This is a genomic window from Rahnella sp. AN3-3W3, assembly GCF_003263545.1.
Classification (GTDB): domain Bacteria; phylum Pseudomonadota; class Gammaproteobacteria; order Enterobacterales; family Enterobacteriaceae; genus Rahnella; species Rahnella variigena.
This window is the reverse complement of sequence record NZ_JYDG01000046.1, coordinates 32,812-50,509: the sequence shown is the minus strand read 5'-3', so window position 1 is coordinate 50,509 and position 17,698 is coordinate 32,812. Positions and strand designations below refer to the sequence as shown.

Genomic DNA, 17,698 nt, shown 5'->3' with positions numbered 1-17,698 from the left:
TCAGGAGGATTTCAACATGGATATTGATGGATTAGTGGGGCGTAGTGTAAAGCAAAATGCCTCCGATCTGCACCTTTGTACCGGCAATCGGCCTGTGCTGCGTATCGGAGGGGAATTATGCCGCTGTGAGGACCTGCCGCTGATCGACGCATCGCAGATGCAAAGGCTCGTCAGCCAGTGGCTGAATGTCGCAGAACAGACGACTTTGCAACTGGCCGGGCAATTCGATAAAGCGCTGACGCTGGCGGAAGGCGTGCGGATGCGCCTTAACGTGTTTCAGCAACTGCATGGTTTGTCTGCGGCGCTGAGGCCGGTTCCCGCCCGTTGTCCTGAACTGGCAACGCTGCTGGCACCGGATATCTTGCAGCAAATCATTACGCTGGAAGACGGCCTGATCCTGGTCACCGGAGCAACGGGGAGCGGGAAGTCCACCACGCTGGCGGCAATGATTGATTACCTCAATCGCCATACGACGCGGCACATTATTACGCTGGAAGATCCGATTGAGCTTATCCACATCAGCAGGCATTGCCTTATCCAGCAGCGCGAACTGGGGCTGCATACCCGTTCATTCAGTGAAGCGGTACGCGGCGCGTTGCGTGAGGATCCTGACGTGTTACTGCTGGGAGAATTGCGCGACACCGATAGCATCAGGCTGGCGCTGACGGCGGCAGAAACCGGGCATCTGGTGCTGGCGACGCTGCATACGCGCAATGCCACGCAGGCTATCGACCGGCTGATTGATGTCTTTCCGGCAGAAGAAAAAGCCTTTGTGCGGGCTCAGCTGGCGGGCAGTCTCAGGGCTGTCGTCGCGCAGAAACTGGTGACGCAAAAATCGAAAGAAGGGCAGGGAAAGGATGATGAAAAAGCGGTAAGAGTGGCGCTGTTCGAAGTGCTGACGTCAACACCGGCGGTGTGCAATATGATCCGCGAAGGAAAAACGCATCAGCTGGCGGATATCCTGCAAACCGGCGCACAGGCCGGAATGCAGACGTTTGCCCAAAGCCGCCAGCAGCGGGAAAGCGCAGGATTACTGGCGGCAGATCAGGACTGACTCCATTGCTTTTCAAACCAGCTTTCCAGAATGATCACCGCAGAAGCGGCATCCACGCTGCCTTTGTCCAGCGCGCGGAAGCCGCCGCGATCGAACAAATCAGCACGGGCTTCAACGGTGCTCAGACGTTCGTCGTGCAGTTCAACCTGCACGCCAAAACGGCCATGCAGACGGTTGGCAAATTTGCGCGCACGGGCGGTCAGCGGTTGCTCTGTGCCGTCCATGTTCAGCGGCAGACCTACAACCACCAGATCCGGCAGCCATTCTTTCAGCAGCTTTTCGATTTTCTGCCAGTCCGGCGTCCCGTCCTGCGCTTTAAACGACGTCAGCGGGCGGGCGGTGCCGGTGACTTCCTGACCGATGGCCAGACCGATGCTTTTGGTACCGAAATCGAAAGCAAAAACCGTGCGGTTAGCCATTATGCATGCCCTGCATGGGTGGCAAGCTGGCCGACGTCAACGCCGATCATTTTCGCGGCTTCACGCCAGCGGTCAGCAATTGGGGTGCGGAATAAAATGTCATTGCTGGCTTCAATGGTCAGCCAGGAATTTTCCAGCAGCTCTTTTTCCAGCTGGCCCTGTTCCCATGCGGCGTACCCGAGCGCCACCAGCACATCTTTCGGCTGGTCGGGGGTGCCCAGCGTTTCCAGCACGTCTTTAGACGTGGTGATCATGGTGCTGTCCGAAATACGGATACTGGAGCCAAACCCTTCACGCGGCGTGTGGAGAATAAAACCACGGTCGTCAGCCAGCGGACCACCGGAAAACACCGGGCGGTCGAGGCGGATGTTCGGGTCGCGAGGCTCGGGTGTGATGTCCAGTTTGTCGAGGACGTTTTCAACGGTGAAATCTTCGACCAGTTTGTTGATCACCAGACCCATAGCGCCGTCTTCATTGTGTTCGCAGATATAGACGACCGAACGTTTGAACTGGGGTTCATCCAGGCCAGGCATCGCAATTAGAAAGTGATGTTGTAGATTCATGGTAAGCAGGATGTTTAACCTCAGAAAATTGAAATGCAGCTAAGAGGGCAGTGTAGTACGTCATCCGCAGCAAAAAAAGTGGGTTATCCAGCATTGCTGAACAACCCATCAGATTATGCGGCCAGGTAGTTTATCGGGCAGCCAGACGCTTTTCGATAGCATCCATCAGCATGCCGGTGACGGAAATCGGGAATGCCGCTTCGATTTCACGCGCACAGGTCGGGCTGGTGACGTTAATTTCAGTCAGGCGGTCGCCGATAATATCCAGACCGACAAAAATCAGGCCTTTTTGCTTCAGGATTGGCGCGACGGTGCGGGCAATCGCCCAGTCGCTTTCGCTTAGCGGACGGGCTTCGCCACGGCCACCGGCGGCCAGATTACCACGGGTTTCGCCCTGCGCCGGAATACGCGCCAGGCAGTAAGGCACAGGCTCGCCGTCGACCACCAGAACGCGTTTGTCGCCGTCCTTAATGGCGGGCAGATAATTTTGCGCCATACAGAAACGGCTGCCGTGTTCGGTCAGGGTTTCAATCACCACAGAAACGTTCGCGTCTTCTGGTTTCAGACGGAAGATTGAAGCGCCACCCATGCCGTCGAGCGGCTTGAGGATCACGTCAGTGTGTTCTTTATGGAACGCTTTCAGCTGCGCCGCATTGCGGGTCACCAGCGTATCCGGCGTCAGTTCCGGGAACCACGCGGTGAAAAGCTTTTCGTTACAGTCGCGCAGGCTCTGCGGTTTGTTAACGATCAGCGTGCCTTTTTCTTCCGCGCGTTCAAGGATGTAAGTGGCGTAAATGAATTCGGTATCGAACGGAGGATCCTTACGCATCAGGATGACATCCAGTTCCTGCAGGGCGATATCCTGCTCAGTGCCGAACTCATACCAGCCGTCGTAATCCTGCTTCACGCTGAGTTTTTTGGTAGTCGCACGGCCTTCGCCGCCGCGCAGATACAGGGAATTCATTTCCATGTAGTGCAGCTCATAGCCACGACTCTGCGCTTCCAGCAACATAGCGAAACTGGTGTCTTTTTTGATGTTGATGGAAGAAATCGGGTCCATCACGATGCCAAGCTTGATCATTTGGTCTCCTCTTAACCCAGATCGCCGAAACGAACCTGTAAGGCCGTTATCGCGGTGAGTGCTGTGGTTTCTGTACGCAGAACACGGGGTCCCAGCAGGATATCAGTAAATCCGTAGCCGGAGGTCATTGCAATTTCGTCAGCGGATAAACCGCCTTCCGGGCCGATCAGTAAGCGGACGTGGCTCACCGGTAGCGGCAGGGTGTTAATACTGTGGCTGGCGCGCGGATGCAGGTTCAGCTTCAGGCTGTCATCCTGTTCGGCACACCAGGCTTCAAGCTGCATCACCGGGCGAATTTCAGGGATGCGGTTACGTCCGCACTGTTCGCAGGCTGCGATGGCAATTTTCTGCCATTGCTGCAATTTTTTCTCCAGGCGTTCGCCGTCAAGTTTGACGCCGCAACGCTCAGAGAACAGCGGAGTAATGGTATTTACGCCTAGTTCGATAGATTTCTGGATGGTGAATTCCATCTTCTCGCCGCGTGAAATCACCTGGCCGAGATGCAGATTCAGCGGGGATTCGTTGTCTGACAGCACGCCTTCGCTCAGGCTGACACGCACACTTTTCTTATCAACCTGCGTGATGCTGGCGTCGAAAACCTGATTGCTGCCATCAAATAACTGGATCGCCTGACCGGGCTGCATCCGCAGAACGCGTCCGACATGGTTGGCGGCATCTTCGCTCAGCGCAATCTCGCTGTGAGCGGTCAGGGTTTCCGGATGATAAATGCGGGGTATGCGCATGTGTGGCTGCTGTCCTTAAAGTCTTTTCTGGAGGGCTATTTTGGCGTGATTAGCCCGCGTTGTCGCGAGCTAATGTGCTCTGATGACGTGATAATACTAAGTTAGCTTTTTCGTTGTGCGCAAGCTTGCTGAACGTAAGGGTTATGATTGCCCTGTACGCTGGCGATGCGGTTATCACGCTCACATTCCCATGAGGTGACCGGATACTGGCGATCCCAGGCGGTAAAGAGCTGGGTCTGCTGACGGGACAGATTGAGTTTGTACTGATCGCGCATGTAGAAATAGGTGCGTGCGATGGCACCGCGGGCACGGGCTGGCGGCTCAGCGGCCTTGGCCTTGAAGTCGACTTTCATTTCGCAGCGGCCATACTGGCCTTCACCGCCATTCCATTGACTGTACATAAAATTATTACGGTCGCCATTCACTTCGCCAATCGCGGGCTGCAGGTTGTGCAGGTCGGTTTCTACCTGACGATAATCCGCGTTTTTCGCGCAATTTTTACGTCCGCCATCCTGCCAGCACTGCATCTGATGACCAAACTGCCACGCAGGAACCACATGTTCCCACTCAATCCGGCTGGCGCGCTGTTCACTTTTACGAACCTGATAGCCGCAGGATTGCAGATCCGGCGTGCCTTTCTTGCCCTGCCAGCTGATGCTACAGCCGCAATAAAAGGTCGGTGCACCCTGATTAATTTTTACCGCTGCGGCTTTGGCCTGAGAGAAATTATTGATGGCATGACCAGACTGGCTCAAGGCGCTCAGCGGTGCCAGCGCGCCGATAAACAGAAAAGATAAGAACGTTTTACGAAACATGTTTCTGAAAGACCTGAGACTAAAAGGCCGGAAGGGTAACGGATACCACAGGCTGTGACAATGAGACTTTGCCGTGATGAGTGATTGAAAAATCAGCAGTTAGTGGTGCCTTTAGCATTGAACCGTAACAGCTCGCCACAATGGCGGCAGCGGTATTCTGACTCTTTGCGCATCACTTTATTATGACGACGCACGGTCAGCTGATGGTCACGGCAGGCGCATAAATACGGATAGGTTTTGCTTTGCACGGAGGCGACTTCGAACTTGTGCGTTCTGCTCGCTGAAACGCCCAGAACATGTTCCATCATCCAGCGCCACTCTTTGCCGTGCGGCGCAGGTGCCCGGCCAAACCTGCGATATACCAGCAGGTGCGCCAGTTCGTGCGGTACCACTTCATCGATAAACGGTTGCTGGTTTTCCATCAGCAATACCGGATTGAGCCGGATTTGCCAGTGTTGCAGATAGGCGCTGCCCGCGCTGGTGCCGCGTTGCTGATAAGTGATTTCCGGCTCCGTGTAATCGGTGCCCAAAAACTGATTTGCCATCCGGAGTTTTTCCCGCAGACAGCGCATAACGGCTTGTTGCAGGGCGATGGGGAGACGTGAGGTTTTCATCTGGCGAAGGATAAATCTGGTGGGGGAGAGATGCAATATGGAATTCCTCCCCTTTGCAGGGGAGGAATGGCAGGCCTGTTTATGACAGGCTTATTTACCAATATCGCGCAGGGCTTCGCCTTTCATCAGGTTGCGTTCGATGTGTTCCAGAGAGACGTTTTTAGTCTCAGGGATCAGCGCAATGGTGATGAAGATGAACACCACGTTCAGCGCGGCGTACACCCAGAAGGTGTTGGCGTTGCCGAGGCTGTCGAGCATGGTCAGGAAGGTCGCACCGACAATCATGTTGGCGATCCAGTTGGTCGCGGTGGACACGGTGATACCAAAATCGCGGCCTTTCAGCGGCTGAATTTCAGAACACAGTACCCAGATCAGCGGACCGGCACTCATGGCAAAACCGACGATGAACATCAGCAGCATGGCGATGGAGAAGTATTTTGCCGCATCGGATTCAACACCGATATGCAGCATGGTACCCAGCACGCCCATACCGACGGCCATCACCAGGAAGCCCAGTTTCAGCGTAGGTTTACGGCCCCAGCGGTCAACCAGACCGATAGCAATGAAGGTCGCCAGAACGTTGACCAGACCGACAATAACCGTGCCCCACATCTGCTGAGAGGTGCTGGCGAAACCGGCGATGCCGAAGATTTTTGGTGCGTAGTACATGATGACGTTCATACCGGTGAACTGCTGCATCACCTGCAACAGAATGCCGAGGTAAACCGCACGACGGAAGTTTTTGTTGTTAACAAACAGACCCCAGCCGCTTTGTTTAACTTTCAGGCTTTCACGGATTTCATCCAGTTCACGTTTTGCCTGCTCGCTGGAATCACGCAGTTTTTCCAGGACGCGGCGCGCTTTGCCGTCATCGCCACGTGCGGCCAGCCAGCGCGGGCTGTCCGGCAGGAAAAAGACACCAATCAGCAGCAGCAGCGCAGGAATGGTGATGATACCCAGCATCCAGCGCCATGCGCCGGTATAGCTGAACGCGGTATCAGACAAATACGCCGCCAGAATACCGATGGTGATCATCAGTTGGTACATGGAAATCATGCTGCCACGGATTTTTTCCGGTGCGATTTCTGACAGGTAAATCGGTGCGGTGTATGACGCGATACCGACCGCCAGACCCAGCAGAACGCGGGCAACAATCAGGATTTCTGCGTTAGGCGCAAAGGCAGAACACAGGGAACCGATAACGAACAGAACCGCGCCGATCATCAGGCTGTATTTACGTCCCAGGCGGAAGTTCAGCCAGCCGCTGCCGACAGCACCGACGGCGGCACCAAACATCATGGAACTGACAACCCATTCCTGTTGATGGTTTGTGATCTGGAAGTCATGGCTGATAAAGGGCAGGGCACCAGCGATGACGCCGATATCTAAGCCGAACAGCAGTCCGGCCAGTGCAGCGAGAAAACAGACAAAGAAAGTGACGCTTTTATTCGAGCGTTTTCCCTTGGTCGAAGTTGAGTTGTTCATCCGGTCTCCAAAATAATGCAATCGTTTTGAGTTTGTAATAATGCTTAGGCTGTTATGTTATTTACCCTGCGCACAGCTTAACGTGAACCCGCTCACAGTGTTGTAATCGTTTACACTTATAGGTGTGATTGGGTGTCTTGTTTTTGAAGGGTTTCAAACGGATAGCGTAACAGGAAGGGGATGTGCCGCAGAGTAATAGCCCGAAAATTGATTTATATCAATCAATACAGTGTTTCAAACTTTTACATATACAAATAACTAATTAAATTATAACAAGTTATGTTCTGTAACCGTTTTCATTATGGCAATTACTTAAACGGAAAATTCTCCACTTCCTGCTTTTGAGTGTAATCGTTGAAATACTCGATTCTGATTTTTTCAGACGATGCTGAAGTGGAAAACGTTAAGGCCGGAGGGTATGGCTTGCCCGGATAGACGTTTTTTTTCAGGGTTTTCCACTGGCAGCTCGCCGCCGGTTTGTCGCTGTCACACAGGCCGATGCGGTTTACCAGCAGATGGATATTGCCGGTGTTGGTGATTTTCTGAGCGGAAGCATCCCAGCCCAATCTGGCGACCGGTTTTGCGGGCGGCACCATCACTACCACGCCCCAGACAATGGTCAGGCTCAGTTCGCTGGTGAAGTTTTTATTACTCTCCGTATTTTTAAATTCTTCCGGTGTCATCGACTGAAAATGAACGCGATAGATTTTTTCTTCATTGCTTTCACCCAGACCGACGATCCTCACGGGCTGGCTGTTACCGGCAGGCAAGCCAAACTTCAGCGGTGAAACCACCAGGCTGTTTTGCGCGCCTTGCGGTGCGGGCGTTTCGTTTTCTTCAGCAGTGCCCGGATTGTGAACTTCAGTGATTTTTCCCTGAATATATTGCGTCGTTTCACTTTTTGAACTGATGACCAGCGTCGTCGCATGTCGCTCATTAAGCATCACTTTCATCGGTGAAACGGTGATATTGGCGAAACACAGGGCAGGCATTGCCAGCATCAGTAGCGGGAGTGTTTTCAGACCGGAGACGGACAAGTTTCTTTGTGGCATATATGTTGCCTTCGGGTGAAGTTAGTAAAGAGACGGGGTGAAATTAAGCTGAAGTGTGCCACGGTAATATCCGGCATTTTTACTGCTCACTTCTATATAATCGGTAGTTAGCTCAAGCGGCGCAGGCACGCAAATGACCGGTTCCGGGATGCCCGGTAAATGTACCTGTCGGATATGTGCCTGTTGTATGTTTGTGAAATTTATTTGACGGGTACGGCTCACGGTTTGCATGGTATTAGTATCAGGGTTGAGAATATTAATCGTGTAATCAATGCGATCTCTTTTTTCATTCACATTGCCCCCCTGACGGACGATGGAAAAATTGACGCCTGAACGGTCACTCTGTCCGGTGAAGTCATCGTTAAGGGTGAGCATAAAGGTATTGCTGTTGGCGTTGTAGCCATCATACAAGCAGACATCAATATTTGCGCTGCCAGTAAAAGACATTTTTTGGGTGCCTGCGCCGGGCAACGGACGCAGATTGAGATTCACCAGTGGTGCGGCATCGCCGAATTCAGGCAAATAGATTTGCTGGTTATTATTGTCGGTGACATTCAGAGTGATATGGGCAGCCCAGTCTGCTAGCTTAATCGTCGGGCTCCATTGCATTAGGCTCATTTTTAAATCCGCTTTCCAGATGCCCCCGAAAGGGAGTTTTTGCATCTCCTGACTGGTCACGTAAACGGTTAATAACGATTCATCATTATGCAGGGTACCGTAACAATTTTTCTCCATGGCCGCATAAACCTGGTAGGGGCCGCCGATCACACCTGTTCCCCAACAGCCGTTTGAGACTGACACACTGATATTGTGATATCCCGTGAGGTTAATAACCTGTGTCAGGTGGCTGCGCTGCTCAGTAAACACAATAGGGATAGTGGTTTTTCCATCTTGCACCCCTGTAACCGATGTCCTGCACTGGCCGGTGGCCGGGTCAGAGGACGACAAACACACCCAGGTGTTCCTGCCCCATAAAGAATCGTCATCCGTGTCTTTTCCCCCACTTTCATCTTTCCAGATGTCAATTTGCGAAGGCGCGCTGGATTTATCAAATGTGGCCGTCACGGGGGTATCACGCCCGGTGGGTTCTACCCTTTCAGCCTTTGCTGACGTTATTGTCAGGGCACTAAACAGGAGTAACAGGATGACGGGAAAGTATGTTTCTTTTCTATCCATTTTGAGATGCCTAAAGCTGCGGTGTAAAATTCACAATCAGGTGTCCGGTATAATGTCCGGCTTGTTTACTGTTGATATCCATAGTTTTAGTACTTAACTGCAGCGGTGCCGGGACGCACAATACTGCCTGCGGGATCCCGGGCAGATGCACCGGCCTGACACGTGCTGTCTGAATATTCGGGATCACCAGATCTTCACCGCGTATCACGTTGGTGTATTTGCCGTCAGGGCCCTGCATTTTCACGTAATAATCAATTCGCCCGGAATCCAGATTAACGTCACCGTGATCAGAATAAATAGAGAAGTATCCGTTATTACGCTGAATTGTCCCCTGCTGTTGATCGTCAAATTTCAGGGTGAAACTGGTACTGTTCGAGCCATAACCGTCGTATAAACACATATCTATAGTAGCAGCCCCATTCATTTGCGTTTGGTTACCCCCGGTTCCCGGCAACGGGCGCATGTTAAGGTCAACGCGCGGTGCGGCTTCGCCAAATTCAGGCAGGTAGATTTGCTGGTTGTTATTGTCGGTAAGTTTGAGACTGACATGGGCAATCCAGTCGGCAGCCTTGGCATCACTGGGGTAATGTTGTATCAGGCTGACTTTAAGCTCCGCTTGCCAGTCACCACCAAACGGAAATTTCGCAATTTCCTCTTTTGGCACATAGAAAGTAGCTAATGCTTCAGGCGAACTACTTCCGGCAACTGCGGCGGCATTAATTATCCATGGGCCATAACCACCGACTTTCCTGTACGCGGTAAGATTAATGATAGCGGTTACGCCACTCTTTTTTTCTTTAAATAGTAAAGGGATGGTTGATTTTGCGCCATAAGTCGCGGTTGACGATCCTTCTTGCACTGTCTGTGTCGGACATTGCCCATTATTTGGAGAAGTACTTGATAAACAGACCCAATTATTTTTAAACGTCGCAGGGTCTGACTGGCTACCCCCACTTTCACCATTCCAGATATAAGCATCTTTTGGTGCAGATTTATCCATAGTGACTTCAACAGTAGTATCTCTTCCTGAAGGAGGCTGGGCATAGAGAGTAGTACTAAAAAAAAACGATATGCATAGATATGAGACTGTCGTAATGCAACTCTGTATTTTTTTCATTTTAATAAAAGCTCCCTGGTAAAACTCAGCAGGTACTCGGAGATATTTCAATAATTTATGGTTAAATATAGCCTGAATTTAATTTGGGTTTTTCCTGTTACCTTTTGTTATCTAGAGCTGCGACGTAAAGTTCACAATCAGGTGTCCGGTATAATGTCCGGCTTGTTTACTGTTGATATCCATAGTTTTAGTACTTAACTGCAGCGGTGCCGGGACGCACAATACTGCCTGCGGGATCCCGGGCAGATGCACCGGCCTGACACGTGCTGTCTGAATATCCGGGATCACCAGATCTTCACCGCGTATCACGCTGGTGTATTTGCCGTCAGGGCCCTGCATTTTCACGTAATAATCAATTCGCCCGGAATCCAGATTAACGTCACCGTGATCAGAATAAATAGAGAAGTATCCGTTATTACTCTGAATTGTCCCCTGCTGTTGATCGTCAAATTTCAGGGTGAAACTGGTACTGTTCGAGCCATAACCGTCGTATAAACACATATCTATAGTAGCAGCCCCGTTCATTTGCGTTTGGTTACCCCCGGTTCCCGGCAACGGGCGCATGTTAAGGTCAACGCGCGGTGCGGCTTCGCCAAATTCAGGCAGGTAGATTTGCTGGTTGTTATTGTCGGTGACGTGGAGAGTGATGTGACCCGTCCAACTGGCCAATTTTTTTCCGGGCGACCATTGCCATAAATCAAGAGCCAGTGTGCCTTCCCAAATCCCGCCAACAGGTATTTTTTTTAACTCAGCTGCGGTTATGTAGATATTTAAAAACTGTTCAGACCCGGCTCCGGCATTATCAGCAGAGGTGACCAGAATTTTACCTCCATTGCCAATATGATAACCTTCCAGGTTTATGACGGCCTGGAGTCCTGTTCTTTTTTCCGTGAACAAGGTCGGGATAGTGGTCGTTCCTGCGGTACCCCAGTCACCCTGCGAACTTTTTGCTTCACCGCTTTTGCATTGTCCGGTAGAGGGTGATGTATTGGATAAACAACGCCAGTTATTCCTGCCCCACAATCCTGGATTATCGGGGTTATATCCGCCCGTTTCATGTGTCCAGATGTTAAAATTCGATGGCGATGAAGAAAGATCATAACTGGTGCTAACCGTCGTATCGCGTCCAGTGGGTTCAACCGCAGCAGCATAAGTAAATGACGGTATCACTAGCTGTGCGCTCATCAAGAGCAGCATGCAGATTAAATTTGAAGCTAATTTCATTTTATTTTCCGAATATTTTCTGCTAAATCAGCAGGCTGAACAGGTTTGCACAATGTTTTACCTACATAGCGCACCACATCGCGGCTTGATTGTACGGTGACCGCACACTGGTAGTTTTGCTCACCGTTTTTGACATACAGCGTTTTCGCTAATGAGGTCATCTCGGCTGTAAAGCCGCCATCTTCCGAACTGCTAAAGGCATTGGCATTGAGCATGGTGCCGGTGTTCAGTGGTTCACCTGTCGCTGTTATCAGCTGACCGACGTAGGTGTAATGCGATTCCATCGTCACTTCACGCAGTTTCATTTTTCCCGGCAGGAGGAATAAATTCTGACTGCCTGCGCCCTGAGTAATGCTGGCCTGGCTGCCGGTGCTGACATCACGGCTTTCATTGACCGTGACTTTGCCTTCTTCAAAACCGGTGACCGGGAACAGCGCTTTACTGTTCTGCTTCATGTGGGCCGCACCGCCGCCCTGAACTGAAACGTCGATCAGTGCGTCATCCGCTGCATCCGGATCTTCTTCTTCGCTGCCTTTGACTTTTACTGCCACGGCGGCGCCCGGTGAACCTGTACCGCCCGGCCCCCAGAAGAAGCCGGATTTGGAGACGGCAACGGAAGAGCTGTAGCTGCCGGTCACCGCGCCCTGATGCGTTTTTTGCTCATTGTCATAGCTGTCAGAAACGGTCAGTTCGCCATTGCCATACTGGCCATTGAGACGGCCATGAACCGAGGCGTTAGCGTTATCGGTATCCGTGCCACCCACATCAATACCCAGTTCACGATCGTTATTGCTGCCCCAGTCCCAGTTCTGGCTGGCGTTGTAGGTCATCTGTGCATCGCCATTCTGGCTGCCCTGATAATCCGTACTGATTGAGGTATTGCTGCTGCGAAGCTGCGCATCTTTTGGCGTATTGCGTGAAAGGGAGAAGCCCACGTAAACACCTTTGTCGTTATCGCTGTCGCTGCTGCTTTGACGGCGGTAACCGCCGAATCGCGTGGTGATGGTCATCTGTTTCCAGTTGAAGCTCTTGTTCATGCTCAACTGAACGGTATTCGAGGTACTCTGCGATTCGGTGTTATTGATCATGTTGTCTTCAAAAGGCTTTGAAGGATCGTATGACGACGAGTCTGGCGAGAGGCTGGTATTTTTGTTGTACGTGTAGCCGAGTGAGGCGGACCAGCCTTTGATCGGCACGGACAGTGTGGCGTTAACGGATTCGTAGCAGCCAATATCCGCGTAATCATTTTCCACGACATCGGCACTGGTGCAGCTTTTGCCGTAGGCGGCATTGCGATAGACGCTCATGGAAAAGCCGTCGTTGTAGCTGATTTGCTCGACGTTACCTTTCGAACCGTCGGTGCCGCTGAAAACGTTGGCCTGCATATCCAGTACGCCGTCGATCAGTTTGCCGTTAAAACCGTGCGTCCATTGCAGACCCGCTTCACCATAATTTTCATTATCAGTATTCGCGACGCCCGCGGTGGCCATCAGTTCGGCAAATACCGGCAGACGCGCCCCGGCTTGCATCACGGGTTTACGTGACGTGCTGTCATTGTCTTCGTCATCCGTTGAGCTGACGACTTTGTTATCTGCCGTTTCACCGGCCTGTATAAACCATTGCATATGTCCGTCATTGATCCCGCCGGTTTTGGTAAACGGCTGAGTCTCAGTGCGCACAAGCTGGTTATTCTCATAAATTCGCAGGGTGACGGCATAACTGCCGCTCGGGAAGTTGCCGGTATCCAGCGTATTTGAACCGTTATTGAGGTAGAACGTGCCGAGCAATTGATTGCCACGATAAGCATCCACGCGGGATTTAGTAGAAAGCAGTACCACCAGCGGGGAACCCTTGCTGGCTTCATCAAGATTCAGGTAGCTCAGGGAACTCCCGGCACGTACACCATCTATCGCATTAAGCGGCAACAGTGAGAAACTGATATTTCCGCCGAGATTGCTGGAGAGATCGCGTGAATCCATCCGTCCGGCCTGTACATAATGACGTTTACCTAAGCTCTGACGAAAATACAGGTCATCAACGGCAACGGTCTGACTGTCGCTGTCGTCACTTTTGTACGAATCCAGTGACCAGTCAAAACCGACATAGCCATTCGTCAGAACGCCGAGTGCGCCGGAGCCCTGTAATGACAGGCTTTGATATTCATCCTGTGCCGCGACGTTTAACGTCTGCTGATGAATTAACGCATTTTCAGTCTGGGCGGTCGGGGTGTAATAAAGCGTTTTACCGCCGGAATCTGGCACCAGTTTTTTACTGACGAAAACGTCGGCCGCGCTGTTATTCTCATCATAAATCAGTGCCAGGGAGTCAGTTTCCAGATAACCGCATCCTTTGGCATTGGCATTGCTGCCACACGCCAGGTTGCCGTGTCGTGGAAGTGGTGCTGATAAGGTCGCCAGCATCTGCTGATATTCCGGCGTGCCGGTTTTCAGTGGCAGATTTAAGGCTTTAAGCACCGACTGAGGGTCTTTGAACTGGACGGTTTCGAGCGTGACGTTAGCTTCAAATAATCCTGCTGACTGGCCGAGCAGGTTGACGTTCAGCCAGACGTTCTGACCTGAGACCAGCTCTTCAAAGCCGGGAGGCACATCGGAGCCTGCTAAAGCAAGATTGCTGAATAAAGCAAAATGAATTGCCAGAAAGCAAAGGGACACTTTCAGATTGGGTTTCATTATTTTTCCTTTATTCAAAAATCTGAGAGGAGAAAAGAATCGGCCTGATATACAGGCCGATGAGGAGTCACTTAGGCGGGGTGAACGCTTATGGCGTTTCAGTTGCCTGAGTCAGTACAACGCTGACAACGCCGCTGTAGTTACCGGAAGCAACAGGTGCCTGAGTGGTCTGGCTGACCATCAGAGGCTGAATGATGGAACCGTTAGCGGTGTCACCGTTCGGGAACAGTGTGGTAGCGGTCATGGTCTGCTGAGCCTGAGTCAGAGTCAGATCACCGTATTTCACAGTCAGTGGGATATTTGGGTTGGTACCCACGGTATCCATTAACTGCGGAGTACCTGCCAGGTTGATGTTCACATCCTTTTCAGCATCGTTTGAAAAGATTTTGGTCATCTGGCTAACAGGTTCCAGACCCACGCCAGGCATATAACGCATTTCCATCGTAGAAGGTAATACTTCGCCGGTGTCAGTGGTCATATCCAGTGTGGCATCAACGTTTGCAGTTACAGTAATATCTTTCTGAACAGCATAAGCGTTAATAGCCAGGCCCATAATTGCAGTAGCCATCAATGGTTTGATAAATGATTTCATTTTACTTCCTTAATAGAGAGGTGCATATCAATATGCAGGGTTTATAACGAGAGTTATTCTTTATTGCTTGTGCGAAATAAAATATCTATCTCGCGCTGAATTCTTTTACACCAGTAGACTTATCAGTCCAGTTGGAATACTTCACCTTCACCACACTGTAATTATTTCCTTTAAATAAGGCAGGATCTAATGTTGCGTGCTGATTGGGGTAAATGCTGTTTTTGACTGGTTTGCTCCATCTGCATCCCTCATCCGTCAGTTGCTGAGGGCATAAACCGATACTGTTAATTTTCAGATGAATATTGCCCGTATTGCTGACCACGCGGCTCGCCGGGTCCAGCGTGAAGTCCAGTCGCGGTACAGCCGGCGGGACGGTAACCAGTACACCCCAGATCATGCTGATGCCGAGTTTAGCCGGGCCTTTTTGTTCATTCTTGCCATTATTATCCAGCCCGGGCACACCCTCAAAATAAACACGGTAGGCTTCTTCGGTTTGCGGTGGCTGAATATTTATCAGACGTATAATTCGCGTTGTGCCGGGAGCCAGGCCGAATTTCTCCGGGGTAACAACAATACCGTTGCCAGATGACTGGCTTATCGTCGTTTCATTTTCCTGTGGCGTTGCCGGGTTATTAATTTTCTTTACGGTGGTTTTTACATATTCCGTGGTAGCGGAATTTGTCGTTACGCTAATTTGTGCGCCGCCGCTTTTTTGCATCGGAACCGAAATAGGATAGACGCTTATTCCTGCAAATGATGATGCTGATAAAAGTAATGGGGTGGCCGCTAAAATCATTATTAATGATTTTAATTTAGTTGATGGCATTGTCATTTTCTCAATGTGTAATAAGTCGCTATCCTGAAGAAGATTTCGTTAATTCCCTTTGAGTAAATATTTGTCTGGACGCTTTCGATGGGGTGAATAATAGATTCAATGAATGTTCAGGTCAATGGTATGCAAATTAGCTATTTGTGTTATTCATTTTAATATAAATGACAGTCAACATAAATATAACATTTAGCATGATTTCCACCCTGCTGATTAAGAAGGTTTTTTATCAGGAGTTTTGTTTTTATTATCGTGGATGTTAAATAAAAGAGAGCGATAATATGCAGTATGACGCATTTCTACATGATGTATTAAGTAAAATGCATATGAGCGGCGCTCTAACATTCATCATTAAAATCAGTGAGATATAACATCTTACTTTACTTGTCGTTGTAAGACGTTTGGGTGTCAGAATGATAAAAGAGAAAGGAATGAGAAATTAAAAAGAAACGCGGGGGCAATAAAAAACCCCGCTTGCGGCGGGGTTTGAGAGGTTTTATGTCGCGTGGGTTTCTTATAAACCCGCGGCTTCGCGCAACTGAGCGGCTCTGTCGGTTTTTTCCCAGGGGAAATGTTCGCGACCAAAGTGACCGTAGGCTGCGGTTTCTTTATAGATAGGGTGCAGCAAGTCCATCATCTGGATCAAACCGTATGGACGCAGGTCGAAGAACTCGCGTACCAGCAGGGTCAGCTGTTCGTTGGAGACTTTACCGGTACCGAAAGTTTCCACCATGATGGAAGTCGGTTCAGCCACGCCGATAGCGTATGACACCTGGATTTCACAACGGTCAGCCAGACCGGCAGCGACGATGTTTTTCGCCACATAACGTGCCGCGTAGGCCGCTGAACGGTCAACTTTAGACGGATCTTTACCGGAGAACGCACCGCCACCGTGACGGGCCATACCGCCGTAGGTGTCTACGATGATTTTACGACCGGTCAGACCGCAGTCACCCATCGGGCCACCGATAACGAAACGGCCAGTCGGGTTGATGTGGTATTTGGTACCGGCGTTCAGCCATTCAGCGGGCAACACAGGTTTGATGATTTCTTCCATCACCGCTTCCTGCAGATCTTTCAGCGAGATGTCTTCAGAATGCTGAGTAGATAAAACAACGGCATCGATGCCGACAATTTTACCTTCGTCATACTGGAAAGTGACCTGGCTTTTTGCATCCGGGCGCAACCATGGCAGTGTACCTGATTTGCGCACTTCTGCCTGACGCTGCACCAGACGGTGTGCGTAAGTTACCGGTGCTGGCATCAGCACGTCGGTTTCGTTGGTCGCATAACCAAACATCAGACCCTGGTCGCCTGCACCTTGTTCCAGCGGATCAGTACGGTCAACGCCCTGATTGATATCCGGCGATTGCTTGCCGATAGCGCTCAGCACTGCACAGGAATTGGCATCGAAACCCATGTCAGAATGGATATAGCCAATTTCGCGAACAGTCTGACGCGTGATTTCTTCAACGTCGACCCATGCGCTGGTGGTGATTTCACCGCCAACCAGGACCATGCCGGTTTTGACATAAGTTTCACATGCAACACGTGCTTTTGGGTCTTGCTCTAAGATTGCGTCCAGGACAGCATCGGAAATCTGGTCAGCAATTTTGTCTGGATGTCCTTCCGAAACGGATTCGGACGTGAAGAGGTGTTTAGCCATTATGTTCTTTACCTTACATACGACGGGTTAGATATCACTGCATAGCACTGGGGTGACGGGCAGATGAGGAGCTGAGCTCGACATTGTCGCAATGCGTCCTGCATGTCCCCATTAGGCAAAGCCTTGAAGCAGTTTGCGCGTTAAACCACCCATGCGTGCGGACGGATTAACATCTGGACGGCTATTTTAGGATAGCAGACGTTCTGAATGCCAGTCATTTTTGTGACAGAGTGGGCGTTATTGTGCGGGTTTGCAGTGATATTCACGGCCTGAAACTATTTACACCTCATTTTCATTTTGCAATTACAGCGGGTTGCCGGTATAAACGGCGCGCGCAATGCACATTTCTGTAGTCACTATAGAAGCAGCGTATTCCAGTAATTACTGTTTTCTCAGCTCGAATGCCCGCGGGTGATGCGTGGCACGTGTGGAGGTGGTTAGTTTAATGACCCACTTTTTACCGCTTGTAACATTTCAACAGCATCCCCTGCAGCCTTCATTGCGTTCTGCAGCACTTCTTTCAGACTTTGATTCAGAAAAGCGTCTGTCTTCTTTGCGATGTTTCAGAAAGCCTGACG

16 protein-coding genes are annotated in these 17,698 nt (G+C 50.7%); 1 reads left to right on the top strand and 15 read right to left on the bottom strand.

The window, feature by feature from the left end:
• Positions 1 to 16: 16 nt before the first annotated feature.
• Positions 17 to 1,054, top strand: a complete 1,038-nt coding sequence (locus tag UC15_RS13940) for a type IV pilus twitching motility protein PilT (protein WP_112289009.1) — start codon at positions 17 to 19, stop codon at positions 1,052 to 1,054.
• On the opposite strand, the gene ruvX is transcribed toward UC15_RS13940, so the two are convergent.
• From ruvX to metK, 15 genes are all read right to left on the bottom strand, one after another.
• The gene (ruvX, locus tag UC15_RS13935; protein WP_013576828.1) at positions 1,045 to 1,473 is read right to left on the bottom strand and encodes a Holliday junction resolvase RuvX; all 429 of its coding nucleotides are present in this window, start codon (positions 1,471 to 1,473) and stop codon (positions 1,045 to 1,047) included. The genes UC15_RS13940 and ruvX overlap by 10 nt on opposite strands.
• Positions 1,473 to 2,036 carry a YqgE/AlgH family protein gene (locus UC15_RS13930; RefSeq protein ID WP_112289008.1) on the bottom strand — a complete coding sequence of 188 codons (564 nt, stop codon included), beginning with the start codon at positions 2,034 to 2,036 and terminating at the stop codon, positions 1,473 to 1,475. The genes ruvX and UC15_RS13930 overlap by 1 nt, the downstream gene beginning before the upstream one ends.
• A gap of 130 nt (positions 2,037 to 2,166) precedes the next feature.
• A complete protein-coding gene (gene gshB, locus UC15_RS13925) occupies positions 2,167 to 3,117 on the bottom strand; it encodes a glutathione synthase (RefSeq protein WP_112289007.1) in 951 nt (316 codons plus the stop codon).
• Between the two features lie 11 nt (positions 3,118 to 3,128).
• The gene (gene rsmE / locus UC15_RS13920; protein WP_112289006.1) at positions 3,129 to 3,860 is read right to left on the bottom strand and encodes a 16S rRNA (uracil(1498)-N(3))-methyltransferase; all 732 of its coding nucleotides are present in this window, start codon (positions 3,858 to 3,860) and stop codon (positions 3,129 to 3,131) included.
• A 101-nt stretch (positions 3,861 to 3,961) separates the two neighbouring features.
• Positions 3,962 to 4,675: a deoxyribonuclease I gene (gene endA / locus UC15_RS13915; RefSeq protein WP_112289005.1), complete on the bottom strand. Its 714-nt coding sequence runs from the start codon at positions 4,673 to 4,675 to the stop codon at positions 3,962 to 3,964.
• Between the two features lie 92 nt (positions 4,676 to 4,767).
• Positions 4,768 to 5,289, bottom strand: coding sequence for a SprT family zinc-dependent metalloprotease (locus UC15_RS13910; RefSeq protein ID WP_112289004.1), 522 nt, complete (start codon positions 5,287 to 5,289; stop codon positions 4,768 to 4,770).
• Between the two features lie 90 nt (positions 5,290 to 5,379).
• Positions 5,380 to 6,774: a sugar porter family MFS transporter gene (locus tag UC15_RS13905; protein ID WP_095924804.1), complete on the bottom strand. Its 1,395-nt coding sequence runs from the start codon at positions 6,772 to 6,774 to the stop codon at positions 5,380 to 5,382.
• A gap of 308 nt (positions 6,775 to 7,082) precedes the next feature.
• Positions 7,083 to 7,826 (bottom strand): fimbria/pilus periplasmic chaperone, encoded by a 744-nt coding sequence (locus UC15_RS13900; protein ID WP_112289003.1) that lies wholly within the window; start codon positions 7,824 to 7,826, stop codon positions 7,083 to 7,085.
• Between the two features lie 21 nt (positions 7,827 to 7,847).
• Positions 7,848 to 9,002, bottom strand: a complete 1,155-nt coding sequence (locus tag UC15_RS13895; protein WP_112289002.1) for a CfaE/CblD family pilus tip adhesin — start codon at positions 9,000 to 9,002, stop codon at positions 7,848 to 7,850.
• A 10-nt stretch (positions 9,003 to 9,012) separates the two neighbouring features.
• On the bottom strand, positions 9,013 to 10,002 hold the full coding sequence (locus UC15_RS13890) for a CfaE/CblD family pilus tip adhesin (RefSeq protein ID WP_232829885.1): 990 nt from the start codon (positions 10,000 to 10,002) through the stop codon (positions 9,013 to 9,015).
• A 228-nt stretch (positions 10,003 to 10,230) separates the two neighbouring features.
• Entirely contained in the window at positions 10,231 to 11,343 is a 1,113-nt protein-coding gene (locus UC15_RS13885; protein WP_112289000.1) for a CfaE/CblD family pilus tip adhesin, read from the bottom strand.
• Positions 11,340 to 14,033 (bottom strand): TcfC E-set like domain-containing protein, encoded by a 2,694-nt coding sequence (locus UC15_RS13880; protein ID WP_112288999.1) that lies wholly within the window; start codon positions 14,031 to 14,033, stop codon positions 11,340 to 11,342. The genes UC15_RS13885 and UC15_RS13880 overlap by 4 nt, the downstream gene beginning before the upstream one ends.
• Before the next feature lie 88 nt (positions 14,034 to 14,121).
• A complete protein-coding gene (locus UC15_RS13875) occupies positions 14,122 to 14,625 on the bottom strand; it encodes a fimbrial protein (RefSeq protein WP_112288998.1) in 504 nt (167 codons plus the stop codon).
• 85 nt (positions 14,626 to 14,710) lie between these two features.
• Positions 14,711 to 15,451 (bottom strand): fimbria/pilus periplasmic chaperone, encoded by a 741-nt coding sequence (locus UC15_RS13870; RefSeq protein ID WP_112288997.1) that lies wholly within the window; start codon positions 15,449 to 15,451, stop codon positions 14,711 to 14,713.
• Between the two features lie 517 nt (positions 15,452 to 15,968).
• Entirely contained in the window at positions 15,969 to 17,120 is a 1,152-nt protein-coding gene (gene metK, locus UC15_RS13865) for a methionine adenosyltransferase (RefSeq protein ID WP_112288996.1), read from the bottom strand.
• Positions 17,121 to 17,698 lie beyond the last annotated feature (578 nt).